The following is a 23176-nucleotide window of genomic DNA, read 5'->3' as shown; positions in this document are numbered from 1 at the left end:
TTGCTTATTGAAGTACTGTGAATCGGACGGGACGGAGGTCTGCGGAGCTGCCGCCGATGAAGAGTTCGAACTCGCCGGGATCGGAAACGACGGAGCCGTCGGCCAGCACGTATTCCAGTTCGGAGCGCGTGATGTCGAAGGTCACGTCGGCGGATTCGCCCTTTTTGAGGAAGATTTTCCGGAAGCCTTTCAGCTCTTTCACCGGACGGGTGATCTGCGCCTTGATGTCGCGGATGTAGAGCTGTACGACCTCTTCGCCGTCATAGTCGCCGGTGTTGGCGACTTTCACCGTCGCCGTGATGCGGCCGTCGGCAGCCATCCGGTCGCTGTTGAGCGTCGGGACGCCGTATTCGAACGTCGTATAGCTCAGTCCGTAGCCGAACGGATAGAGGGCATCGACCGGAGCGTCGATATAGTGCATCACATAGCGCTGGTTCGGCTCGAACGGGCGCCCCGTGTGCTTGTGGTTGTAGTAGACCGGGATTTGGCCGACGTTGTAGGGAAACGACATGACCAGTTTGCCCGAGGGGTTGTATTTGCCGAACAGCACGTCGGCGACGGCGTTTCCGGCCTCGGTGCCCAGGAACCACGTTTCGACGATCGTTTCGATGTTCTCCTTCTCCCACGCCAGCGTCAGCGGACGGCCGTTGCTCAGCAGCAGGACGACGGGTTTTCCGGTCTTTTTAAGCTCTTTCAGCAACTCTTGCTGGACACCCGGAAGTCCCAGTTCCGAGCGGCAGTAGCCTTCGCCGCTCATGTCGGCGCTCTCGCCCAGGCAGGCGATCACCACGTCGGCGCCGCGTGCCGCGCGGACGGCCTCCGCGAAGCCGCTCCGGTCGCTGCCCGTGACGTTGCAGCCTTTGGCATGGACGATGCGTGTGCCGGCCCCGGCGGCCTTTTCGATGCCCCGGAGGATCGTCACGACCTCCTTCGGGTCGCCTTTGGCCCTCCATTCGCCCAGCATGTCCACCGGACTGTCGGCCAGCGGCCCGACGACGGCGATGGAACGGGGTTTGCCGAGGGGCAGCACGGACTTGCGGTTTTCGAGCAGCACGATCGACTTGCGGGCCATGTCGCGCGTCGTTTCGCGGTGAGCCGCCGAGAGGGTCACCTCTTTTTCACGTTGCTCGTCGCAGTAGCGGTAGGGATCGTCGAAGAGTCCCAGCTCGTATTTCAGCCGGAGGATGCGGCGGACGGAGCGGTCGATCTCCTTTTCGGAGACCTTGCCCTCCTTCACCAGTTCTTCGAGCGAACTCGGATAACAGCCGCCCTCCATGTCGATGTCGCATTCGTTCTTTACGGCCAGCAACGCGGCCTGTTTCTTGTCCTCGGCGACGCCGTGGGGAATCATTTCGGCCACGGACCCCCAGTCGGAGACGATGACGCCGTCCCAGCCCCACTCGCCGCGCAGGATCTGTTTCACGAGGAAGCGGTTGCCGGTGGCAGGAACGCCCGAGAGTTCGTTGAACGAGTTCATGAAAGTCGCGGCGCCTGCATCTGCGGCGGCTTTGAACGGCGGCAGGTAGAGTTCGCGCAGCCGCTGGTCGGAGATGTCCACCGTGTTGTAGTCGCGGCCTCCTTCGGAGGCTCCGTAGCCCGCGAAATGCTTCGCGCAGGCGAGGATGGTGTTCGATGCCGAGAGATCGCCGCCCTGGAATCCCCGGACGCGGGCCCGGGCGATGCACGATCCGAGGTAGGGGTCCTCCCCCGCTCCCTCCATGACGCGGCCCCAGCGCGGGTCGCGGGCGATGTCAACCATCGGGGCGAAAGTCCATTGCAGACCCGCTGCCGAGGCTTCGACGGCGGCCATCCGGGCCGAGGCTTCGATCGTTTCCATGTCCCACGAACAACTTTCAGCAAGGGGTACGGGCGAAATGGTCTTGTAGCCGTGGATCACGTCCAGCGCGAAGATCAGGGGGATTCCCAAACGGGTCTCCTCGACGGCGATCCGCTGGAGTTCCCGCGTCGTGACGGCTCCCGTGACATTGAGCACGGTACCGATCTTGCCTTCGCGGACACGTCCTTCGAGCGACGAGTACTGTTTCAGGACGCCGGTGGGATTGCTCTTGCCCGATACCTGGTTCATCTGGCCGATCTTCTCGGCGAGCGTCATGCGGCCCATGAGCCGGTCGATTTCCTTGTCGTAATTACGGCCGGGGGACTTGTCGCCGCCGCAGCCTGCGACCGCCAGACAGCAGCCGAGCCATAGGATTCTGTGAGTTTTCATCATTCGGTGTGTATTGTGTTTCGTGTTCCGGGGCGCGCCCGGCGGATAAAGATACGAATTTTTGACGGAATTTGCCGTCCGGACCGTTTTTTCGGGGGCTGCGTGCCGGCCGTCATCGTACCGATTTGGTAAATTGATTTTTAATGGTTAGTTTTAACCTCGCTTTTAATGACCGTTATGATCAGATTTACACTCGGCGCATTGCTCTCCCTGTATGCCTTTGCAGCGGCGGCCCAGACCTCCCCTGCCGATTCGATTGCTTTCGTGACTGCCGAATGGCGTGTCTCCGACCTCGGCGGAGGGGCCCGATGCCGCTATGCTCAGGTCGATATGTTCGGCTCCCGGCAGAGCATCTCCGTCGTCAGTTATCCCCGGCGGGGATTTGAAACGCGGATCGTTCATCTCGACCGTCGGGCCGAGGCTGTGAGCGAACTGGGCAGGGCCGCCGGGGCGGACATGGCCGTCAACGGCAGTTATTTCGATGTCAGGACGTTCGAGCCGGTGACGTTCGTGTCGGTCGATAGAAAGATCGTGGGACGCACCACCCCCAGGGAGCTGGTCCGCACCAACGGCGTTGTCGCTTTCAAGGACAAAAAAGGCCGCAAGATGGATATTTTCTTCTGCGACACGTCGGAATACCGGCAGGTAGCGCGCCGTTACCGTTCGGTGCTGGCCGCGGGCCCCGTGCTGATCGACAGCGGCCGGATCGTCGAATACGATTCCGACAAGACTTTCTACACCGGCCGTCATCCCCGCACGCTGATCGGCAAGCGGGCCGACGGCGAGGTGGTGATGGCCGTCATCGACGGTCGTTTCCGGGGCGAGGGCGAAGGCGCCACCATCGCCGAAACGGCCTATATCGCCCGTCTGCTGGGGCTCGTCGAAGCCCTGAACCTCGACGGAGGAGGCTCCTCGACGCTCTGGACCGCCCGGAAAGGCGTGCTCAACCATCCCTACGACAACCACCGCTTCGACCATGCCGGCGAACGGGCCGTGCCCAACTGCATCGTAGTGCGCAGTAAAAAACGGTGAAAGGAAGACGGGAATCCGGCCCCGTTTTCATGGCAGGCAGAAGGACTGGGCGTGCAGGTTCACGGCGAGTGTCCGCCCGGAAAAAATAAAACCCTCTCAGGCCGAGAGGGTTTTGTATTCGTTGGGCGTATAGCCGACCACCTTTTTGAACAGTCGGCTCAGATGGTGCGGGTATTTGAATCCCAGTTCGTAGGCGATTTCGCTGACCGACCTGCCGCCTTCGGTCAGCAGCTCTTTGGCGCGGTCGATGGTGGTCAGCTGGATGTACTCCTGTGCCGATTTTCCGGTCTCCTTCTTGATCAGATCGCCGAAATAGTTGGCCGACAGGTGCAGCCGGTCGGCGCACCACGCCACCGAAGGCAGACCCAGCGACTGAGGCTTGTCCGACGTGAAATAGTCCCGCAGCAACTCTTCGAAACGGGTCAGCAGGTCCTTATTCACGTTTTCGCGCGTAACGAACTGTCGGTCGTAAAAACGGACGCAATGGTTGAGCAGCACCTCGATATTGGCCGCGATGATCTGTTTCGAGTGCTTGTCGATGGCGTGCTGCAACTCTTCCCGGATTTCGCGGAAGCAGTTGATGATGATCTGCTGCTCGCGTTCGGACATGTGCAGCGCTTCGTTCGACGAATAGGAAAAGAACGAGTAGTCGGCCATGCGCCGGGCGAGCGATGTTCCGCGCAGCAGATCGGGATGGAACATCAGACACCATCCCTTGTATCCGTACAGGATTTTGCCGTCGTCGATGCCGAAGACCTGTCCCGGAGCGATGAAGACCAGCGTTCCTTCCCGGTAGTCGTACCGGTTGCGCCCGTAGAGCAACGGCCCGCAGTCGAGGTGCTTGAGGAAAATGCAGTAGAACCCGAAGTTTTTGAGACAGTGGCGCACGGATTCCAGTTCCGAAAAATCGACGACGCTTACCAGCGGATGCAGCGTCTCCACGCCCAGCAGTTCGTTGTAGTCCTGCACCGAATCCAATTTTACGATCGTTCCCATAGTATTCATTCGTTTTTCCGGGACAAAGGTAACCGATTTTCAGATACGCACAACCCTGTTTCGGCGGAATCCGTAATATCGGTTCTTGAATCCGTAATACGGGTTGGTCCGTCGTGGACACTCTTTGCACGAACCGTAAAATTGGTGCTTGAATCCGTAATCCGTCTATGGATGCGCCTTCATCCGCTTCCTACTTTTGCATTGTCGGAAAAGACGAACCGGGGTTGCGGTCCGCGGCCACAGTGCGGGCGGAACGCTGAAATCCCGGAAATAGTGAAAAAAGCCATGAAAAAGTACATGTTGGGAATGGGGATGCTCTGCGCCGCTTCGCTCGCCGCAGCACAGACCCCGAAAGCGGAACAAGCTATGGACACGAAACGACAGCACATCGCGGCGGTCGCCGCCCTGACGGGACGGGGCGACCTCGCCGGACTGGAATCCGCCCTCGCTGCGGGGCTGGACGACGGCATGACCGTCAACGAACTGAAAGAGGTGATGGTGCACGCCTACGCCTACTGCGGATTTCCGCGGGCTCTGCGCGGATTGCAAACTCTGGTCGGCGTGCTCGACGGGCGCAAGGCCGCCGGTGTCGAAGTGAATTGGGGCCGCGAGGCGTCGCCGGTCACCGACGCCCGCCCGAAATACGAACGGGGACGCGACATTCTCGCGGAGATCTCCGGTATCCCTGCGGATGCGCCGAAAGCCGATTACGCCGTGCTGGCTCCCGAAATCGAAGTGTTTCTCAAAGAGCATCTCTTCGCCGACCTTTTCGAGCGCGACGTGCTGACCCATGCCGAGCGGGAGATCGCCACGGTGGCGATACTGGCCGCTGTCGGAGGCGTGGAGCCGATGATGAAGGGACACATGGGCATTGCCCTGAACACGGGAGTCGCACCCGATGAACTGCGCCACCTGCTGGCAATCGTCGAACGGCGGATCGGCCGCCGCGAAGCCGATGCCGGACGTGTGGCGCTGGACGAAGTGTTGCAGAGCAAAGGGCTGCTCGCCGACTCCGTAACGCCGGCCGTGTCGACGGAGAACGGAGTGCAGGTGCGGAAGGTCTCGTTCCGAAACCGCTTTCGCATCGACGTGGTCGGCGATCTTTATCTCCCGGCGGATTACGATCCGGCCCAAAAATATGCCGCCATCATCGTCGGCCATCCGTTCGGAGGCGTGAAGGAGCAGACCTCGGGGCTCTATGCCCGCAGCCTGGCGGAGCGGGGCTATGTTACCTTGGCTTTCGATGCCTCTTATTACGGCGAAAGCGGCGGCTATCCGCGCCGGATCGAATCGCCCGAAGTGCGTGTCGAGGATTTCAGCGCGGCGGTCGATTTCCTGTCGAACCACCCGGCGGTCGATGCGGACAGGATCGGAGTCGTCGGCATCTGCGGCGGCGGGTGCTACTCGGTGAGCGCCGCGCAGATCGACCACCGGATCAAAGCCGTGGCGACGGTCAGCATGTACGACATGGGCCGTGCCCGCCGTCAGGGCGTGGGAGACTCGATGACCTATGAACAGCGCATGGCGACGCTCGATGCCGTCGGTGCACAGCGCACAGCGGAATACGGCGGAGCCGCCCGCAAGGACATTCGCGCCCTGCCGGAAAAGGTCGATGCCTCGACGCCGCAGTACGCCCGCGAGTTTTTGGACTATTACGACAATCCGGAGCGCGGCAAGCATCCCAATTCGACGGGCTATTATTCCTATACGAGCCTCGCGCCGATGATGAATTTCTTTCCGTTCGTGCAGATCGGGACCATCTCTCCGCGTCCGCTGCTCTTCATCGTGGGCGAGCATGCCGTGTCGGCCTACTTTTCGGAAGACGCCTATGCGAAGGCTGCCGAGCCCAAGGAGCTGTTCGTTGTCGAAGGGGCCACGCACGTCGATCTCTACGACCGTCCGGAATATCTGGCAATCACGCTGCCCAAACTGGACGGCTATTTCAGGCAATACCTCAAATAACGAACCGATATGAAATGGATACTTATCGTTGCGGCCGCAGCCCTGTCGGGTGCCTGCTGCAACCGAGCGGCCGAAACAGCGCAAACGCAGCTGGCGGAGGATGTTTTTGCCAAAGGTTCGCTGCTGGAGAACAACCCGAATTTCACGGGCGATGCCTGGCTCGAAATGTTCGTCACGGCGGCCGATTCGATGGACTGCACGGTCGGCAACGTGACTTTCGCTCCCGGCGTGCGCAACGGCTGGCATGCGCATCCAGGCGGTCAGATTCTGCTCTGCACTTCCGGCCGGGGACTGTATCAGGAAAAGGGCGGAGCGGTCCGCGAGCTGCGCCCCGGCGACGTGGTGAAAATCGCCCCCGGCGTGGTGCACTGGCACGGTGCGGCCCCCGGCAGCGAGTTCACGCATATCGCCATCGGCACGCAGGTGTCGAAAGGCCCGGCCGAATGGTTCGGTCCGGAGGCCGGCAACGAATAGAAAACCATCCGTTCGACGAATCGGATAAATAATGTACGAAGTATGAAAAAGATTCTTTTGATTCCGTTTTTGTTTTTTTCGCTGGCGGCGATGGGCGCCTGCTCGGCGGACGAAAAGACTTCCGACCCGGAAACACCCGATCAGCCGGCCGGGAACAGCAATATCCTGGTCGCCTATTTCTCTGCGACGGGTAATACGCAGCGCGTGGCCGAACGCATTGCAGCGCTGACCGGAGCCGATGTGTACCGTATCGAAGCGGCCGATCCGTATGCTGCGGATCCCTACGATGACAGCGACCGTGTTCAACGCGAGGCGTACGGCGACCTGCGGCCCGGTGTGGCGAATCTGCCCGCTGCGGAGACAATCGCACGGTACGACACGATTTTCGTCGGTTCGCCCTGCTGGTGGCACCAGCCTGCGATGGTCGTCTGCACCTTTCTCGAAGCCTACGATCTGAGCGGCAAGACCATCGTTCCGTTCTTCACCTACGGAGCGACGACCTATCTGAACGAGTCGATGCAGAAGATCTACCGCCTTACTCCGGAGTCGAAGCACATTCCGGCAACTCTTCCGGAGGACCTCGATCCGGACGATATTACCACGCCCGGGCGTCCGGACGATGCGGGGATCGACATGCCGGGGAGTGCCGGCGGAGTGGAAGCGTGGCTGAAAAGAATCGGAATTTGAGCCTCACGGCAAAGCGCAAGGCGAGATAAATCGTTATCTTTGCAAAAAACAGAGGTTGACGATATGGAACGATTGCATGTATTCGACTGTTCGAACGTCCTGATAGCGAGTTTTTTCACCGACGACCGGGGTTGCGCGCACGAGAACCGGGAGCACACGCTTATCTATCTGTGTTCCGGCGAGCTCGAAATCGAGGAGCGCGGCAGGAAAACGGTGTTGCATCCGGGCGAATGCGCTTTCATGCGGCGCGACAACCGGATGTGGTTGCAGAAACATGCCGATGCCGAGCATCCGTACCGTTCTGTCGTGTTGAAATTCACGAAACCGTTTCTGCGGGAGTTCTACCGGACGCTCGACCGGAAAGAGATTCCCGTGGAATCGAAACGTGAAAAAGTGAGCCTGCGCGTATTGCCTAATAACCGCCCCGACATCCGCAGCCTGTTCGAATCGGTCGTTCCCTATTTCGACGCGGGCGTGCAGCCCTCCGACGAGGTGCTGAAGCTCAAGATGATCGAGGGGGCTTATGTACTGCTCAATACGGATAAGAACCTCTACGCCTCGCTGTTCGATTTCGTCGATCCGTGGAAAATAGACATCATCGACTATCTGAATGAGAACTACATGTACGACTTGTCGATGGAGGAGATCGCAAGCTATACGGGCCGCAGCCTGGCGACGTTCAAACGCGATTTCGCCAAGGTGAGCGACCTGACGCCGCAGAAATGGCTTATCAAGCGACGGCTGGAGGCGGCGCACGAGTTGATAAAGTCCGGCAAGAAAAAAGTGACGGAAGCCTGCTTCGATGTCGGATTCAAGAACCTGTCGCACTTCTCGAAAGTCTATAAGGAGACCTACGGTTATGCGCCCAGTATGATTTGAGCCGGGAGAAAATCCGCAATGAACCTCACAGCAAAATAGTTTGAGCCTCGCAGCAAAGCCGCTGCGGGGCTCTTTCTTTACCTTTGCGAAAAAACATCATGGAAAACGATATTTTCGCAAGGGATTTGAGCGGCGAGATGGTTTCGCCCAATGACGCAGGTTATGAAGAGCTGATTGCCGACATCTTCGCCACGATGAAGACGGCCGCGGAGATGAATACGGGCTACCGCACGCCCGAAGAGGTGCACGAATTTATGGGGCGCATCCTCGGCAAGCCGCTCGACGGGAGCACCACCCTGCTGCCGCCGCTCTATATCGACTATGGCAAGCCTGTGACTATCGGCCGAGGATGTTTCATCCAGCAGTGCTGCACCTTCTTCGGACGCGGTGGCATCACCATCGGCGATGACGTATTCATCGGTCCGAAAGTGAATCTGATAACCATCAATCACGACATGAACCCCGACAACCGCAGCGCCACCTACGGACGCCCTATCGTCATCGAGGACAAGGTATGGATCGGTATCAACTCTACGATATTGCCGGGTGTCAGGATCGGTTACGGAGCTATCGTCGGCGCCGGCAGCGTGGTGACGAAAGACGTTCCGGCCATGACCGTCGTGGCAGGCAATCCTGCAAGAATCATCAAAACAATCGAAAACAAATAAACTATGGAAGAGAAAAAAGGAATCAGCCGCCGCGGTTTTCTGAAAACGGCGGCATTGGCAGGAGCCGCATTGGCTATGCCTGCCGGACTGGATAAGGTTTTTGCAGTTAGACCGGCAAAGGCGGATACATCCCGAAACGACACCGAAGTTGCCCGTATCCAAGGACATCGCATATTGGGGTCGGGCAAAGCGGCTTTCGAGGTTTTCGCCCTCGGTTTCGGCGTGATGGGCATGACCTACAACCGCAGCCAGCACCCGGACAAGAAACAGTGTATCCGCCTGCTGCACGAAGCCGTGGAGCGTGGCGTGACGCTTTTCGACACGGCGATCATCTACGGGCCGCTGACCAATGAAAACCTTGCCGGAGAAGCATTGTCGGAGTTCAAGGGCAGAATCAACGTAACGACCAAATTCGGACACGAGGTCATCGACGGCAAGGGCACGGGGCGTCAGGACAGCAGCCGCAAAACGGTACGTCGATACTGCGAGGACTCGCTCCGCCGTCTGCGGCTCGAAACGCTGCCGATGTTCTACCAGCACCGCGCCGACCCCGATACTCCTGCCGAGGAGGTGGCGCAGACCATCGCCGAGCTGATGAAGGAGGGCAAGGTGCAGCATTGGGGCATGTGCGAAGTGAGTGCCGAGACCATCCGCCGGGCGCATGCCGTATGTCCGCTGACGGCCATACAGAGCGAATACCACCTGATGCACCGCGACGTGGAGACGAACGGCGTGCTGGATGTCTGCCGCGAGCTGGGGATCGGATTCGTGCCGTACAGTCCGATCAACCGGGGATTCTTGGGCGGCTGCATCAACGAATACACGGTCTTCGACCCGACGAACGACAACCGCCAGACCCTGCCGCGTTTCCAGCCGGAGGCGATACGGGCCAACACGCGCATCGTGAATGTGCTGCAACAGTTCGGACGCACGCACGGCATGACTTCTGCGCAGGTGGCGCTCGGATGGCTATTGCAGAAAGAGCCGTGGATCGTGCCGATTCCCGGAACGACGAAACTTTCGCATTTGGAAGAGAACCTGCGCTCGCTCGATTTCAACCTCGCCGCCGAGGAGTGGCGCGCGCTTGAAACGACCGTCGCGGCCATTCCCGTCGTAGGCAACCGCTACAACGCCGAGCAGCAGCGGCAGGTCGGACGATAATGCAATGTTACCATAAAAAGATGATCTCATGAAACCCTATATCATAACTCACATGATGACGTCCGTTGACGGACGAATCGACTGCCCTATGGTGGGGCAACTCAGTACCGACGAGTATTATATCGCATTGGACCGGCTTGGCAAATGCTCGAAGTTATCCGGGCGCGTTACGACCGTGTTGGAATGTCCGGCAGTGAAAGAGGAAACAACAGCCGGTACAACCGGTACGCCTGTCGGACATGAAGCCTTTTCCGTTTGCAGGAAAGCGGACGAATATACGATTACCGTCGATACGCACGGTAAGATTCTATGGAAATCCAATGAAGCCGACGGCCATCCTCTAATTTCGATTGTCACGGAAGACGTGTCGGAAGAATACCTTGATTCGTTGACGGCTCAAGGCATATCGTGGATAGCCTCCGGCAAAGGACACATAGACCTTCGGCGTGCTGTGGAAATACTCTGCGAAGAGTTCGGTGTGGAGCGTCTGGCTATCGTCGGTGGCGGCCATATCTGCGGCGGATTCGCAGAAGCCGGACTGGTGGATGAAGTGAGCGTCATGGTGGCTCCAGGTATAGATGGGCGCGAGGGACAGACCGCCATGTTCGACGGCATAAGAAAGGAAAACTGCAATCCCTATAAACTGGAACTGGAAAGCGTGGAAAAATGGGACACGGACATTGTCTGGCTGCGCTACAAGGTGGAAAAGTAAAGTATATGATTATGAAAACGAATATGCTCGCCTTTGTCATGCTGTTATGGATTTCAGGTATGATGACCTCATGTATGACAGAAAATAAAAAATCTACGGATATGAAAACTATCGAATTGACACAGGAATGGGACAAGACCTTCCCGCAGAGTGATAAGGTGGAACACTCAAAGATAACATTCCACAACCGCTACGGCATCACGCTTGCCGCCGATGTCTATAAACCGAAAAACGCACAGGGAACCTTAGCCGCCATCGCCGTAAGCGGACCTTACGGGGCCGTCAAGGAACAGGTATCGGGCCGCTATGCCCAGACGCTCGCCGAGCACGGCTTTCTGACCCTGGCGTTCGACCCCTCGTTCACCGGCGAGAGCGGCGGAGAACCGCGCAACCTGACATTGCCGGAAATCAGCACGGAGGATTTCAGCGTAGCGGTCGATTACCTGCTCACGCGCGACGATGTGGATGCGCAGCGTATCGGGATTCTTGGCATCTGCGGCTGGGGCGGTTTCGCCCTGAACGCTGCCGCCAACGACCCGCGTATCAAGGCTACCGTTGCCTCTACTATGTACGACATGAGCCGGGTGAATGCCAACGGCTACTTCGATGCAGAGAATAGTGCGGAAGCACGTTACGCCAAGCGCGTCGCCCTCGGCGAACAGCGCACGAAAGATTACCTGAACGGCAGTTACGAACGTGACGGCGGCGTAGTGGAGACTGTGACCGACGATATGCCGCTTTTCGTCAAGCAATACCACGATTATTACAAAACGGAACGCGGCTACCACCGCCGTTCGCCAAACTCCAACGGAGGTATCAATAAGACGGCGGTACTGTCGTTCATCAATATGCCCTTGCTTACCTATATCGGCGAAATACGCAGCGCCGTACTGCTGGTGCATGGCGAGAAGGCCCATTCGTGCTACTTCAGCGAGGACGCCTACAAACGGTTGACGGACGACAACAAAGAACTGCTGATCGTTCCCGGAGCGAACCATACCGACCTCTATGACAACCTCGATATGATTCCGTTCGATAAGATAGACACGTTCTTCAAAAAGTATCTGGACGGAAACAATTAAGACAGGAAGAATATGATAAGAATATTATTCAATGTATTGCTTTTGTTCGGGTTACTGTCGTGCAGCACAACAACCGAAAATAAAATGAATCAACCCAATATCATGGAAACGGAAAAGCGAAATCTCGGCAGCCTGCTGGCGCTCTATCCCAAACCGATGACAGTCGTCGGCGCGGAGGTCGAGGGCAAGGTGAACTGGCTTGTCGTCGGGCATACGGGCATTATCGGCCACGACCGGATATTGGTCAGCATGAACAAGAATCACTATACCAATCAAGGGATACGGAAGTCCAAGAAACTTTCTATCAACCTCGTGAGTCGCGAGATGCTGCCGAAAGCCGACTACGTGGGCAGCGTGAGCGGTGCATCGGTCGATAAGTCGGAGGTGTTCGACTTTCACTGGGGCGAAAACGGTACGCCCGTGATCGACGCTTCGCCGCTGACGATGGAGTGCGACGTGGTGGACATCTACGAAACCGAGGGCTTCGACAACTTCATCTGCTCGATTGCCAATACCTACGCCACTCCCGAGGTGCTCGACAGCGACGGAAAGCTCGACTATACGCGGTTGAGACCTGTATTATTCGAGTTCCCGACCTATTCCTACATTGCCACCGGAGAGATTATCGGCAAATGCCTGAATTTGGACAAGGAACCATCCATGTGCGCCAAGGAACCGATGACGGCCGACGGCATCGTGCGGCTGTCGAAAGTGGAGGTTTATCCGCAGTACCTCGACGAGTATATGAAATACGCAACCGAGGTGGGCGAAATTTCGCTGCGCACCGAGTCGGGCGTGCTGACCATGTACGCTGTCGGCGAAAAGGAGAATCCCTGCAAGATCACCATATTGGAAACCTACGCGAGCAAGGCGGCTTACGAGAAGCATATCGCCTCGGAGCATTTTCAGAAATACAAGCGGGGAACGCTGCACATGGTAAAATCGTTGGTATTGTCCGACCAGACGCCGCTCAATCCGGCCAACCGAATCAATAACTTCATTCAATAAGAGATCATGAACAAAATCATTTTAATTTCCCTATTCAGCATTCTAACATTCAATGTTATGGCACAGGAAAAGATAGTACAGACGGCCGGGCGCACACAGCTCGGCGAGTTCGCTCCCAAATTCGCGGAGCTCAACGACGACGTCCTCTTCGGCGATGCCGTTTGGAACGATTCGACATTCTCGCTTCACGACCACAGCATGATTACCATCTCCATCCTGCTCGGCAAGGGAAGCGTGGACTCCTCGTTCCGCTCGCACTTGGAGCTGGGCCGCAAGCACGGCATTACACGCCGGGAGATTGCCGCACTGCTGACGCAGGCCGCCTTTTATGCCGGATGGCCCAACGCATGGGCCGGTTTCCGCATCGCAAAAGAGGTGTGGGCGGATGATACGGCCGCCGAGGACGACAAGTCCGCATTCCAACGCGAAATGATTTTCCCCATCGGCGAACCGAACACGGCTTATGCGGAGTATTTCATCGGCAACAGCTACCTCGCCCGCATTTCGTCGGAACAGGTTCCGATCGCCAATGTCACGTTCGAGCCCCGCTGCCGCAACAACTGGCATATCCACCGTGCGACGAAAGGCGGCGGTCAGATGCTTATCGGCGTAGCAGGTCGCGGCTGGTATCAGGAAGAAGGTAAGCCTGCCGTAGAGATTCTGCCCGGCACGGTCATCCACATTCCGGCGAACGTGAAGCACTGGCATGGTGCGGCGGCCGACAGTTGGTTCGCGCACCTGGCGTTCGAAATCCCGGGCGAAAACGCCTCCAACGAGTGGCTCGAACCAGTCTCCGACGAGGAGTACGATAAGCTGAAATAATCTGCAAATCGGATACAGAGCCTCAGAACAAAGTAAGTTGAGCCTCGCAGCAAATATGTTGCGGGGCTTGCTTATTTCTATTTCGTATTCAGGTTTCCCATCTCATCGAACATCTCCCGGTGTTCGTTGCCCCATGCGTCCATCATGCGGATAATGGGGACGAGCGATTCGCCGAGCGGTGTCAGAAAATATTCCGTTTTCATCGGAATCGTATCGTATACTACGCGACGCACGATCCCGACGGATTCCAGTTCGCCGAGCTGCTGCACCAGTACGCGCCTCGTCGCACCCTTTATCGCGTGCTGAAACTCCACGGGCCGGTGGATGCCCTTGGTCATGCAATTAATCAGATAGGGCTTCCATTTCGCTCCCATGACATACTGCGTAATCGTCACGCCGCAGTCGAGATCTATTGGGGGTATCTTATATTCGTACATACGCTGCAAATGTACATAAATCCCGCGATACGGGAAAAGAATCACACTGTGATAAATTTATCACATATTGCAGTCGTATAGTGCTTTATCTAACTTTGCAGCCGATAAGAACTGCGAACGTATGAAACGATTATTAACCGCAGGATTGTTTGCAATCCTCACAACAACGATCTGTATGGCTCGAATCAATGAAAAAGAGATTCTGTCGGACGAACTGTGCGACAAACTGTGCGCCGCGGCGCGCGAGAAGAGTAAGGAATTGGGTATCGACATCAGTTTCGCCGTTGCGGACCGGCACGGTCTGCCGCGTGTCTACCGTCGTTACGGCGATGCGCTGGTATTGAGTATCACGCTCGTGCCGGGCAAAGCGTACACGGCGGCCGTAACGCAATGCAAGACGAAAGATGTGGCTTCGGCCGCCGCCGAAAGTGCACCCTTGATGGGTATTCAGACCAACGATCCGCGCATTACGCTCGTTGCAGGCGGTTATCCGCTGTTTGTGGATGGAAAGATTGTCGGGGCCATCGGCGTTGGCGGCGGTACGGAAGCGCAGGACTGTGAGATCGCCGAACATGTGGTGAGCGTGTTCGAGAGTTTCGGCGACTGAACGGTTCGGGACTTTCCGGATAAAATGAATTAAGCCTCGCAACAAATACGTTGCGGGGCTTTGCTTCCTGCCTTGGGTTGCAAGAACGGGTTGTGTTTCGGCGTTGTGGTTTTCTTCCGAAATGCAGGGACCGTTGGGCGAAGTTTACCGTTCAGCTCGCATGGGGTTTTCCAGAAAATCCCGATATGAAAGCCGGATTCCCTCCTCCAATTCCGTCTTATAAGTCCATCCGAGTGCCGCGGCTTTCGACACATCGAGCAATTTGCGGGGTGTGCCGTTGGGTTTGGAGGGGTCCCAGCGGATTTCACCTTCATAGCCGACCGTTTTCGCCACGAGTTCCGTCAGTTCCCTGATCGAAAGTTCCTTGCCCGTACCGGCATTGACCGTCTCGTTGCCGCTGTAATTGTTCATCAGGAACACGCACAGGTCGGCGAGGTCATCCACATAGAGGAACTCGCGCAGCGGACTTCCGTCGCCCCAGCAGGTCACGAAAGGCAGATGCTGTTCTTTCGCTTCGTGGAAGCGGCGGATCAGCGCAGGCAGCACGTGGCTGTGGGTCGGATGATAGTTGTCGTTCGGACCGTAGAGATTCGTGGGCATTACGCTGATATAATCCGTGCCGTACTGACGGTTCAGGTATTCGCAGTATTTCAGTCCGGAAATCTTCGCCAGAGCGTAGGCTTCATTGGTCTTTTCCAGCTCGGATGTCAACAAACACTCTTCTTTCATGGGTTGGGGTGCCATACGCGGGTAAATGCACGACGAACCCAGGAATTCCAGCTTCTTGCACCCGTTCTGCCATGCCGAATGGATCACGTTCATCTCCAGGATCATGTTCTCGTACATGAAGTCGGCCAGGGCACTTTGGTTCGCTTCGATGCCCCCGACTTTCGCGGCGGCCAAAAAGACATATTCCGGCTGTTCTTCGGCGAAGAAACGCTCGACGGCCTCCTGGCGGGTCAGATTGAGTTCCTTGTGCGTGCGGGTGACGATATTGGCATATCCCTGACGCTGCAATTCGCGCACGATGGCCGAACCGACCATGCCCCGGTGTCCAGCCACATATATTTTTGCATTTTTGTCCATCATGACTCCCCTATTTTACGATGCCTTTTTCAAGATACTCGGCAAGGTTCGTTTTTACTTGTTCTCCGGCACGTTCCACGGCCACTTTCGCCACATCCGCTTCGACCATGATACGTACCAATTCCCCGAACGGAGTTTTTGCCGGGTTCCAGCCCAGTTTCGTCTTGGCTTTGGTGGGGTCTCCCCAGAGATTCACCACATCCGTCGGACGGTAGAAATCCGGAGAAACCTCGACCAACACCTTGCCCGTCGCCTTATCGACACCTTTCTCGTTCTCGCCCTCTCCGACAAATTCCAATTCGATACCTACGTATTTGAATGCAAGATAGCAAAATTCACGCACAGAGTGCTGCTCACCGGTGGCGATGACGAAATCTTCCGGTTTGTCGTTCTGGAGAATCAGCCACATACATTCTACATAGTCCTTGGCGTAGCCCCAGTCGCGGAGCGACGACAGATTGCCTAAATACAATTTATCCTGCTTGCCTTGGGCGATGCGTGCAGCGGCGAGGGTGATCTTGCGGGTCACGAATGTTTCTCCGCGGCGCTCCGATTCATGGTTGAACAGGATGCCCGAGCAGCAAAACATGTCGTAGGCTTCGCGGTACTCCTTGATGATCCAGTAGCCGTAGAGTTTCGCCACGGCATAAGGCGAATAGGGATGGAACGGGGTGTTTTCATTCTGAGGAACCTCCTCCACCTTGCCGTAGAGTTCCGAGGTCGAAGCCTGATAGATACGGCAGGTTTCAGTGAGACCACACTGGCGTACAGCCTCAAGGATACGCAGCACGCCTGTTGCATCAACGTCGGCAGTAAACTCCGGAGCATCAAACGAAACCTGCACATGGCTCTGTGCGGCAAGGTTGTAGATTTCGTTCGGTTCTATTTTCCTAACCACTTGCAGAATGCTCATCGAATCGCCGAGGTCAGCGTAATGGAGGTGGAAGTTCGGATGCCCTTCCAAGTGGGCGATACGCTCGCGGTAATCTACGGAGGATCGTCGTATGGTGCCATGTACGTCATAACCCTTTTCCAATAGAAATTCGGCGAGGTAAGAACCGTCCTGTCCGGTGATACCGGTAATTAATGCTGTTTTCATCAAATGATATTTAAGTGAATATTGAGATTCAATGTTTTTCCTTTCTTGAGATCTTGGTTCCTATGAGCTCGCAAATCTTATAGACATATCTCAATGATTCGAATGCAATATTGCTGTATACTCCATTCTCTTTGAACGCCCGCTGATGATCCTGCAAAATCTGTTTATGGCTGGCGATCCCGCTTGTCGATGCTCCCCCTGTGCGCATGGTTACAAAATCCTTTTTGATATATTTTGTACGAATATGATTCACGAAAATCAGCCGAAGTAGATTCTCGAAATCCGCTCCGATTTTGTAATCGAGACTGAAAGTTCCGAATCGGTCATATACGCTTTTCCTACAATAGAATGACGGATGGGCAGGCATGAACCCGAGCTGCATTAATTTCCGGGAAAAAATCCTTGAAGAATAGTAACGTACGCATTTATTCAAATCATCGTCATTGACATAATGTATATCGCCGTAAACAGCATCTATTTCTGAGTCTGCCATCACTTTCGCCACTTGTTCCAGCACATCCGGAGAGGTATAGAAATCGTCCGAGTTTAAGATACCAATCACATCGCCTGTTGCCATTGCGATACCTTTGTTCATGGCATCGTAAATCCCCTTGTCCCGTTCGCTGATATGACGTAATCTACCTTGATATTCAGGTTCCAATTCATGTACGATTTCCATTGTATTGTCTGTTGAGCCGCCATCCACGATGATATGCTCTATATTGGAATAGGATTGTGACAACAAGCTTCGCATTGTGTGACGCAAAGTCGCACCGCTATTCCATGTAGCGGTGACAATTGATATTTTCATCAGATTAACTTGAATTGATTTTGGGTGAAGAGTTTGATTACGATTCAAACATTACCCGTTCTGCGACTTTAACAGCAGGATTCCCTCGATATATAGAGAACGGCATAAGATCTTTAGATGCGACAGAACCGACAGCGAGAACACTATGCGAATGCATTGTTACTCCGGGACAAACAGTGGATTGAGCACCAATCCATGCACCATCTTCAATAACAATAGGTTTTATCATGAGGTCAAATGTCGGGCGTTTGTAATCATGATTGCCACATAATAACATGGCTCCTTGGCTGATGCACACGTTGCTGCCGATACTTACCATTGCAAGGTTGTCTATCCACACATTTTCACCAATCCATGTGTAATTGCCTATTTCTAGCAGCCACGGGTACTTTATATTGACGTGAGGCTTGATGTTCACACCTGTGCCGACCTTTGCTCCGAATATTCGTAACAAACAAATTTTGATACCTGAAAATGGATTGAGCGGATTGATAAAAAACAGTACGTTAGTAAAATACCAAAATAGTTGTTTTAAAGTTCCTCTACTGGGGTTATACCATGAATTGTCGTAGTGCGACAAATTAGTTTGACTCTTCATTAAAATAAGCTGCGGTTAAATCCCATAGAAATGGTTGTCCGTATTCCCTCCTTTATTAATAAATCTTATATTTCCAAGTACTGCTGTTGTGTTTTCTGGCATATCTTTAACCACAACACAATTTGCACCGATTCTACAATTATTACCTATTGTTACATTACCAATGATTTTCGCTCCTGCTCCGATAAAGACATTGTCGCCTATGTGGGGAGAACCGTATCTTGGATGCCCATCGATTGTATTGGAGCCTATTGTAACAGACTGTAAAATAACGCAAAATTTACCTATATGGGCTTTTTCGGAAATATGTATCCCATGCAATCCATGAGGTAGAGTGGGTGGAGTTTCAAAGTGTGTGTGTAGCCCAATAAAGGCGCAATGTTTTTCCAAATATCTATAATAAATGTTTTTCTTTGTTAAACGGGGGGGAAGACAAGCATACTTCCCTAAATTTGAAGAAGCCTCCATATTGCCAATCTACAATGTATTCACATAAGAAAACAGTCATACGGTATCTGATGTATTTTAATATGGAGAATGAATTTTTAAGCATATTCCTTTTTATGTGAAACTTACTCATATATAAATTCAGGTTTCTTTTCATATCCGCCCAGCCATTCGTATAACTGCTGCATCTGCCGAGCCACTTGGATAGAAGTAAATTTCTCTTGCACAAGTTGCCGTCCTTTTTCGCCCATAGCAAGTAGTTTAGGGACTGGCGTTTCTATTACATTCTGCATTACATGGGCAATGTTTTCAGGTGAGCGATCTATCCACCAGCCACAACCTGTTGTGTTCAATTCCTCCCACGGTGTACCAAGACTTGCCATTACTGGTGTCCCTACGGACAAAGCCTCTGTGACGATCATGCCGAAATTTTCAGAGTCGCTGGGCAAGAATAGACATGATAGTCGTGCCAATTGCTCATATTTCTCACGTCCAGACACAAAACCTTTGAATGTCACGTTTTTCAGTTCAAGCCGTTTAACTTCATTGCGTAGGAATTGCTCATAATTGTCATCTCCCTTGCCCATTATTACGAGTCCGCAATCCTGTGGATGGGATAACATGGCCATTCCGTAAAGCAGGTTCTCCACTTTTTTTATAGGGTGTAGCCTGCCAAGGAAACCGAACTTTTTGGGTAGATTACATTTAAGAAAGATTGACTTTGCCGATGCAATCTCTTCCAAATAATCGGGTAAGTTCGCAGGGTTGGGGATGATGGCTATTGCTCCGTGATAGCCAAAGTTCCGTATATGTTCCATCTCTGCTTTGCAAGTTACATGCAGGCAATCGGCTTGATTGATGTCCTTGCGAAAGCAGAGTTGTATCAATGGCCATTTTTTCCAATAAGAGCGGTGCAGGGCATTGGGATAAAGCATTCCATGCGGAGTGATTATGTAAGGCCTGCCTTTGCGTCTTGCCATGGAGCAGGTGATGTGATTGCAATACATCCATAATCCGTTGGTGTGGTATAGGTCATATTCCTTACTTTTGAGATATTGGGCTATGCCCTTAGAATACTCGTAAGGTGTAACCGTGTCATTGGGCAAAGTCTTAATCCAATCTTCGCCTTTGCCCATCAGTTTGTCTGCTGGATTCCTTACGTCCAAGGTTAGTAAGTCAAGAGGGAACCCAATATTGTGCATGGCTCGAATCAGGTCGTATGTACAAGTAGCAATCCCTCCGTACAGCATACCAAATCCGGCGATGGTCTGTAATACTTTCATTCGTTTGAGAAATTTGTTATCTGAGAATTATCGCTCTAAACTCATCGGGTATTGTAGTTTGTTCCCCTAATACTGCCTCGAGAATGTCACCACTATATAATGAAGGAAAGCCACGGCGACTGAAAATGATTGGCTTTTGACCAAGGAAAGCACCCCATGCCGAGAATGTGGAGTCTGATGCTATCACCATTTTGCATCGAGATATTGCGTAGATGTCGGCAAGAGCGTTTCCATAGAAGACTCGTTTCAAATTGTCGATCGTTAGTAATTCTACAAGTTCATCATCTTTCCCATCCGAGAAAAGCACGAATTGCGCTGTTGGGTTGATATTTAGAATATTATAAATTACTTGTTTGTACCATTCTATGCTTATTCTTAATTGAGGGATATAGTCTCCAAGGCGCACATGGATAGCTATTTTATCGGCTAGCCAAGCGGTATCTACCTTAGCAATAGACTTGGGGCGAACTATTTTCTCAAACATTTCTACGATCAAATCGTGATGCTGATTTATGTCATGGAAATAATTTCCTAATTTCGAAAACGTAACGATATTGGATTTACGCGAAACTTTGAGTATCCAAAATTTACGAAAGCCTTGTATCCCATGATGGTAAAATAGATTACCATAAATGCGCTTGTCTTTTTCCTTTCTTAGCCATGGGCCTATACTAAACTTGCGCCAAGTGGGATCCACAAATTGTGTATATGGTACGGTATGTGCATAAATGTATGCCTTTGCTGCAAAAAACAGGCAGTTAGCCAATCCCGGACCTCCTATACGGAACCAACAATAGTCTCCCCCCCCCTCCGAGAGTTTTGGGTATGCATATGTTTTCATCTGAAAATATGTATTGAAAATATTATGCTTTTGAACAAGGTCCTTCGACAAAAGGAGTATCTTTCCCTTTTTCCAGACAGTCGATTAGGATCAACAGCCTTTCGGCTGCGATATGGGGATTCCATAGGCCCTGCATCAGGGCGGTAGAGCGATTTCGCATGTCTTGCCATTTACGAGGATTGGCAAGCAGGTACTCCACTTTGTCGCATAAGGAATCCAACGCTACAATATCTGGGCGGTTGAAACTACTTGATTGCTTGGGACTGGTAAATAACAACCCCGTCTGCCCATCATTGATCAAATATGGAGAACTTCCTATTCCATCGCTCGCCACCAACACACAACCATTGGACATGCTTTCATTGGCCACAGCCCCCCAGCCTTCGTTCCTGTCACTTGTGAAAAGGAATATGCTATGTCTTCGCATGTCATCCAATAATTCGTTATTGGGCTTGACTCCAATGAAACGAACGACATCTTCCACCTCTAATTCTTTGGCAAGTCGCCGTGTCTGGATTTCATACTCTCCGTTTCCATACATGTCAAGTATAAAACGATATCCCTTGTTTTTGAGTCGGCGGGCCATCAATATGGGTAGTTCCGGATGTTTCCACATTAAATATCTTGAACACCACATAAGTGGTGTGATATTTAATGTGGAAACATCCGGGAATGCTTCAACGTTAACTTTTTCCACCCGGGTGAAATAACCCCATTTGTAGCAACGTCCATGATAAGTACCTACTTTGTATTGGTCTGCTGCTGCAAATGCACTACAACAAAGTTTATACAACGGTTTTCTACCCCAACCTCCGAAATGATAGGCGAGTGACATTTTCAAGATAGTTGGTGAGAATAAATTCAAAACACCCCGCTTCAGCCATCGCTCGCTCATGTCGAACGATAGCAGCCCTCGCTTCATTCGTGCCTTTTGAAAAGGCAAAGCATGCACTCCTGAGAACACACAACATTCAGCTGTTTGTGCCAACTTCATAGCTTTGCTGTAATTCTCTTTCGATTGCCAGGCCTGCAATAAATAAGGCCGATCGCTATAATCATGCGAATCTCCTTTTCGATGTTCAGCTTGTAAATTGGCAAGTTCTACAAAGCAATAGCTATGTCTCGTCAATTCCCACAATTCATCTGCTACATTCGCCTGATGGTTATTAAGTATCAGCGAATAAAACACTAATTTCATAGATTGTCTATCCTATTAGTTTTGAAATCTTTACATTGAATCGATTAAAGACATACGCCACAATAAAGGAACAGACGAACAATAGTATGGCCCACATCAATCTTCCTTCTAAATAGATGTAAAATGGGAAATGGACTAAGTACAACTCGTATGATATGATGCCGGCAAGCATTAAATAGTGACTTTTCAGCAATGAAGGTAGAAATGTCAGCACTGCTACTAATGAAATCGCAAAAGGCACCTTAATCATCATTTGAACAATTGCATAAACAGATTCTCCTTCATATTGGCGCACCTCTGGTAATTGTTTGATGGCTAAAAATAAACCCCCGATCACGAGCCCCAAAATTGTTATTACAGCCAATCTACTCTTTGAAAGTGATTTCACGCTTTTAAGTTTCTCAGAACAAACTACACCAAGCAGAAAAGATAGAGATTGCTCAGCCTCTATCTCAGGTAAAAACACCAGCATCAGAAGTCCGCAGAAACACATGGTAATCACCCGCCATCTCAATATAAATTTTGTGGTTGCCCAAAAAACAATGTACCATTTTATTAGAAATGCAATAAACCAGTAAGTTGTCTGCAAACCATAGATTTCAAGCAAATATGAAAGGTCCCAAATGGATTTCTGCAAAAAAGCATATATCAGCGTTATGACTATGCCATATGGTAATAATACCCTTTTCACTTTTTTTCGCCAGAAGCCATTTAAGCCTTTGTGTTTGTAGGATTCGTTGCACCCAAATCCAGATAAAAATAAGAATAATGCAACACCTGTTCCTCCAAACGGATTGATGTATCTGAACCCCATCGTGCCTACTATGTGACCTGTCATAATCAACAAGATAGCCACGCCTCGCAGGCAATTTGTATAGTTAAAATCTAACAGTTGGCAATTCCCCCCCCCTTCAGTCTGTTTTCTAATAGTTAGTAAAACAGGTAAAAAAGTGATAATTAAAAACAAAAGGGCTTTTGCTGTTGGTGTCATTCTCGCTTGGTTTTAATTGGTTGTTATGATGACTATTTTTTACTCTTTTCCTTACAATTAAGCAGACG

The 23176-nt window shown here is 52.7% G+C and carries 24 protein-coding genes; 12 read left to right on the top strand and 12 right to left on the bottom strand.

All coding sequences use genetic code 11. The features are described 5' to 3' along the window. Positions 1-4 precede the first annotated feature (4 nt). The gene (locus NQ519_RS15800) at positions 5-2230 is read right to left on the bottom strand and encodes a glycoside hydrolase family 3 N-terminal domain-containing protein (protein ID WP_019150197.1); all 2226 of its coding nucleotides are present in this window, start codon (positions 2228-2230) and stop codon (positions 5-7) included. A gap of 174 nt (positions 2231-2404) precedes the next feature. Here NQ519_RS15800 and NQ519_RS15795 point away from each other — a divergent pair, with 174 nt between their 5' ends. Next, positions 2405-3259 carry a phosphodiester glycosidase family protein gene (locus tag NQ519_RS15795; protein WP_026076407.1) on the top strand — a complete coding sequence of 285 codons (855 nt, stop codon included), beginning with the start codon at positions 2405-2407 and terminating at the stop codon, positions 3257-3259. Positions 3260-3355: 96 nt separating this feature from the next. On the opposite strand, the gene NQ519_RS15790 is transcribed toward NQ519_RS15795, so the two are convergent. After that, the gene (locus NQ519_RS15790; protein WP_019150199.1) at positions 3356-4255 is read right to left on the bottom strand and encodes a helix-turn-helix domain-containing protein; all 900 of its coding nucleotides are present in this window, start codon (positions 4253-4255) and stop codon (positions 3356-3358) included. 285 nt (positions 4256-4540) lie between these two features. Between NQ519_RS15790 and NQ519_RS15785 the strand changes: the two genes are divergently transcribed. From NQ519_RS15785 to NQ519_RS15740, 10 genes are all read left to right on the top strand, one after another. Continuing rightward, on the top strand, positions 4541-6217 hold the full coding sequence (locus NQ519_RS15785) for an alpha/beta fold hydrolase (RefSeq protein ID WP_044118698.1): 1677 nt from the start codon (positions 4541-4543) through the stop codon (positions 6215-6217). A gap of 9 nt (positions 6218-6226) precedes the next feature. Continuing rightward, a complete protein-coding gene (locus NQ519_RS15780) occupies positions 6227-6691 on the top strand; it encodes a cupin domain-containing protein (protein ID WP_019150201.1) in 465 nt (154 codons plus the stop codon). A 42-nt stretch (positions 6692-6733) separates the two neighbouring features. Beyond that, positions 6734-7378, top strand: a complete 645-nt coding sequence (locus tag NQ519_RS15775; RefSeq protein WP_019150202.1) for a flavodoxin — start codon at positions 6734-6736, stop codon at positions 7376-7378. A 63-nt stretch (positions 7379-7441) separates the two neighbouring features. Beyond that, positions 7442-8257 (top strand): helix-turn-helix transcriptional regulator, encoded by an 816-nt coding sequence (locus NQ519_RS15770; RefSeq protein ID WP_019150203.1) that lies wholly within the window; start codon positions 7442-7444, stop codon positions 8255-8257. Positions 8258-8355: 98 nt separating this feature from the next. Beyond that, a complete protein-coding gene (locus NQ519_RS15765; RefSeq protein WP_019150204.1) occupies positions 8356-8925 on the top strand; it encodes a DapH/DapD/GlmU-related protein in 570 nt (189 codons plus the stop codon). 3 nt (positions 8926-8928) lie between these two features. Then, a complete protein-coding gene (locus tag NQ519_RS15760; protein ID WP_026076410.1) occupies positions 8929-10086 on the top strand; it encodes an aldo/keto reductase in 1158 nt (385 codons plus the stop codon). 28 nt (positions 10087-10114) lie between these two features. Continuing rightward, positions 10115-10798 carry a RibD family protein gene (locus NQ519_RS15755; protein ID WP_019150206.1) on the top strand — a complete coding sequence of 228 codons (684 nt, stop codon included), beginning with the start codon at positions 10115-10117 and terminating at the stop codon, positions 10796-10798. A 59-nt stretch (positions 10799-10857) separates the two neighbouring features. Next, complete coding sequence (locus NQ519_RS15750; RefSeq protein WP_371173662.1) at positions 10858-11880, top strand: alpha/beta hydrolase; 1023 nt, start codon at positions 10858-10860, stop codon at positions 11878-11880. 84 nt (positions 11881-11964) lie between these two features. Continuing rightward, positions 11965-12888: a flavin reductase gene (locus tag NQ519_RS15745; protein WP_019150208.1), complete on the top strand. Its 924-nt coding sequence runs from the start codon at positions 11965-11967 to the stop codon at positions 12886-12888. 6 nt (positions 12889-12894) lie between these two features. Further along, positions 12895-13710: a carboxymuconolactone decarboxylase family protein gene (locus NQ519_RS15740; protein WP_083870958.1), complete on the top strand. Its 816-nt coding sequence runs from the start codon at positions 12895-12897 to the stop codon at positions 13708-13710. A gap of 77 nt (positions 13711-13787) precedes the next feature. Here NQ519_RS15740 and NQ519_RS15735 read toward each other — a convergent pair whose 3' ends face one another. Then, positions 13788-14147, bottom strand: a complete 360-nt coding sequence (locus NQ519_RS15735) for a winged helix-turn-helix transcriptional regulator (protein ID WP_019150210.1) — start codon at positions 14145-14147, stop codon at positions 13788-13790. A gap of 175 nt (positions 14148-14322) precedes the next feature. On the opposite strand from NQ519_RS15735, the gene NQ519_RS15730 reads away from it, so the two are divergent. After that, entirely contained in the window at positions 14323-14754 is a 432-nt protein-coding gene (locus NQ519_RS15730) for a GlcG/HbpS family heme-binding protein (RefSeq protein ID WP_019150211.1), read from the top strand. A gap of 144 nt (positions 14755-14898) precedes the next feature. Here the strand turns inward: NQ519_RS15730 and NQ519_RS15725 are convergent, their stop codons facing one another. The 9 genes from NQ519_RS15725 to NQ519_RS15685 all read right to left on the bottom strand — a co-directional run bounded on the left by NQ519_RS15725 (position 14899) and on the right by NQ519_RS15685 (position 23108). Continuing rightward, positions 14899-15843, bottom strand: coding sequence for a GDP-L-fucose synthase family protein (locus tag NQ519_RS15725; RefSeq protein ID WP_019150212.1), 945 nt, complete (start codon positions 15841-15843; stop codon positions 14899-14901). 7 nt (positions 15844-15850) lie between these two features. Next, positions 15851-16939, bottom strand: coding sequence for a GDP-mannose 4,6-dehydratase (gmd, locus tag NQ519_RS15720; RefSeq protein ID WP_019150213.1), 1089 nt, complete (start codon positions 16937-16939; stop codon positions 15851-15853). Positions 16940-16967: 28 nt separating this feature from the next. Continuing rightward, a complete protein-coding gene (locus tag NQ519_RS15715) occupies positions 16968-17750 on the bottom strand; it encodes a glycosyltransferase family 2 protein (protein ID WP_026076414.1) in 783 nt (260 codons plus the stop codon). A gap of 37 nt (positions 17751-17787) precedes the next feature. After that, positions 17788-18348: a putative colanic acid biosynthesis acetyltransferase gene (locus NQ519_RS15710; protein WP_083870960.1), complete on the bottom strand. Its 561-nt coding sequence runs from the start codon at positions 18346-18348 to the stop codon at positions 17788-17790. A 15-nt stretch (positions 18349-18363) separates the two neighbouring features. Continuing rightward, positions 18364-18816 (bottom strand): serine acetyltransferase, encoded by a 453-nt coding sequence (locus tag NQ519_RS15705; protein WP_227901069.1) that lies wholly within the window; start codon positions 18814-18816, stop codon positions 18364-18366. Between the two features lie 104 nt (positions 18817-18920). Then, positions 18921-20078 carry a glycosyltransferase gene (locus NQ519_RS15700; RefSeq protein ID WP_019150215.1) on the bottom strand — a complete coding sequence of 386 codons (1158 nt, stop codon included), beginning with the start codon at positions 20076-20078 and terminating at the stop codon, positions 18921-18923. A 16-nt stretch (positions 20079-20094) separates the two neighbouring features. Continuing rightward, positions 20095-20919: an alpha-1,2-fucosyltransferase gene (locus NQ519_RS15695; protein WP_044118600.1), complete on the bottom strand. Its 825-nt coding sequence runs from the start codon at positions 20917-20919 to the stop codon at positions 20095-20097. A gap of 22 nt (positions 20920-20941) precedes the next feature. Then, the gene (locus NQ519_RS15690) at positions 20942-22117 is read right to left on the bottom strand and encodes a glycosyltransferase (RefSeq protein ID WP_026076416.1); all 1176 of its coding nucleotides are present in this window, start codon (positions 22115-22117) and stop codon (positions 20942-20944) included. A 7-nt stretch (positions 22118-22124) separates the two neighbouring features. Beyond that, positions 22125-23108, bottom strand: a complete 984-nt coding sequence (locus NQ519_RS15685; protein ID WP_083870963.1) for an acyltransferase family protein — start codon at positions 23106-23108, stop codon at positions 22125-22127. Positions 23109-23176: the final 68 nt, after the last annotated feature.

It is taken from the genome of Alistipes senegalensis JC50 (assembly GCF_025145645.1).
Lineage (GTDB): Bacteria > Bacteroidota > Bacteroidia > Bacteroidales > Rikenellaceae > Alistipes > Alistipes senegalensis.
Note: the sequence above shows the minus strand (reverse complement) of the source record. Positions and strands in the feature narration are given on the sequence as shown.

What these genes read in the sequence shown, in the direction of transcription:
- NQ519_RS15800 (WP_019150197.1), bottom strand. Translation starts at nt 2,230, where the DNA reads ATGATGAAAACTCACAGAATCCTATGGCTCGGCTGCTGTCTGGCGGTC.
- NQ519_RS15795 (WP_026076407.1), top strand. Translation starts at nt 2,405, where the DNA reads ATGATCAGATTTACACTCGGCGCATTGCTCTCCCTGTATGCCTTTGCA.
- NQ519_RS15790 (WP_019150199.1), bottom strand. Translation starts at nt 4,255, where the DNA reads ATGGGAACGATCGTAAAATTGGATTCGGTGCAGGACTACAACGAACTG.
- NQ519_RS15785 (WP_044118698.1), top strand. Translation starts at nt 4,541, where the DNA reads ATGAAAAAGTACATGTTGGGAATGGGGATGCTCTGCGCCGCTTCGCTC.
- NQ519_RS15780 (WP_019150201.1), top strand. Translation starts at nt 6,227, where the DNA reads ATGAAATGGATACTTATCGTTGCGGCCGCAGCCCTGTCGGGTGCCTGC.
- NQ519_RS15775 (WP_019150202.1), top strand. Translation starts at nt 6,734, where the DNA reads ATGAAAAAGATTCTTTTGATTCCGTTTTTGTTTTTTTCGCTGGCGGCG.
- NQ519_RS15770 (WP_019150203.1), top strand. Translation starts at nt 7,442, where the DNA reads ATGGAACGATTGCATGTATTCGACTGTTCGAACGTCCTGATAGCGAGT.
- NQ519_RS15765 (WP_019150204.1), top strand. Translation starts at nt 8,356, where the DNA reads ATGGAAAACGATATTTTCGCAAGGGATTTGAGCGGCGAGATGGTTTCG.
- NQ519_RS15760 (WP_026076410.1), top strand. Translation starts at nt 8,929, where the DNA reads ATGGAAGAGAAAAAAGGAATCAGCCGCCGCGGTTTTCTGAAAACGGCG.
- NQ519_RS15755 (WP_019150206.1), top strand. Translation starts at nt 10,115, where the DNA reads ATGAAACCCTATATCATAACTCACATGATGACGTCCGTTGACGGACGA.
- NQ519_RS15750 (WP_371173662.1), top strand. Translation starts at nt 10,858, where the DNA reads ATGATGACCTCATGTATGACAGAAAATAAAAAATCTACGGATATGAAA.
- NQ519_RS15745 (WP_019150208.1), top strand. Translation starts at nt 11,965, where the DNA reads ATGAATCAACCCAATATCATGGAAACGGAAAAGCGAAATCTCGGCAGC.
- NQ519_RS15740 (WP_083870958.1), top strand. Translation starts at nt 12,895, where the DNA reads ATGAACAAAATCATTTTAATTTCCCTATTCAGCATTCTAACATTCAAT.
- NQ519_RS15735 (WP_019150210.1), bottom strand. Translation starts at nt 14,147, where the DNA reads ATGTACGAATATAAGATACCCCCAATAGATCTCGACTGCGGCGTGACG.
- NQ519_RS15730 (WP_019150211.1), top strand. Translation starts at nt 14,323, where the DNA reads ATGGCTCGAATCAATGAAAAAGAGATTCTGTCGGACGAACTGTGCGAC.
- NQ519_RS15725 (WP_019150212.1), bottom strand. Translation starts at nt 15,843, where the DNA reads ATGATGGACAAAAATGCAAAAATATATGTGGCTGGACACCGGGGCATG.
- gmd (WP_019150213.1), bottom strand. Translation starts at nt 16,939, where the DNA reads ATGAAAACAGCATTAATTACCGGTATCACCGGACAGGACGGTTCTTAC.
- NQ519_RS15715 (WP_026076414.1), bottom strand. Translation starts at nt 17,750, where the DNA reads ATGAAAATATCAATTGTCACCGCTACATGGAATAGCGGTGCGACTTTG.
- NQ519_RS15710 (WP_083870960.1), bottom strand. Translation starts at nt 18,348, where the DNA reads ATGAAGAGTCAAACTAATTTGTCGCACTACGACAATTCATGGTATAAC.
- NQ519_RS15705 (WP_227901069.1), bottom strand. Translation starts at nt 18,816, where the DNA reads ATGGAGGCTTCTTCAAATTTAGGGAAGTATGCTTGTCTTCCCCCCCGT.
- NQ519_RS15700 (WP_019150215.1), bottom strand. Translation starts at nt 20,078, where the DNA reads ATGAAAGTATTACAGACCATCGCCGGATTTGGTATGCTGTACGGAGGG.
- NQ519_RS15695 (WP_044118600.1), bottom strand. Translation starts at nt 20,919, where the DNA reads ATGAAAACATATGCATACCCAAAACTCTCGGAGGGGGGGGGAGACTAT.
- NQ519_RS15690 (WP_026076416.1), bottom strand. Translation starts at nt 22,117, where the DNA reads ATGAAATTAGTGTTTTATTCGCTGATACTTAATAACCATCAGGCGAAT.
- NQ519_RS15685 (WP_083870963.1), bottom strand. Translation starts at nt 23,108, where the DNA reads ATGACACCAACAGCAAAAGCCCTTTTGTTTTTAATTATCACTTTTTTA.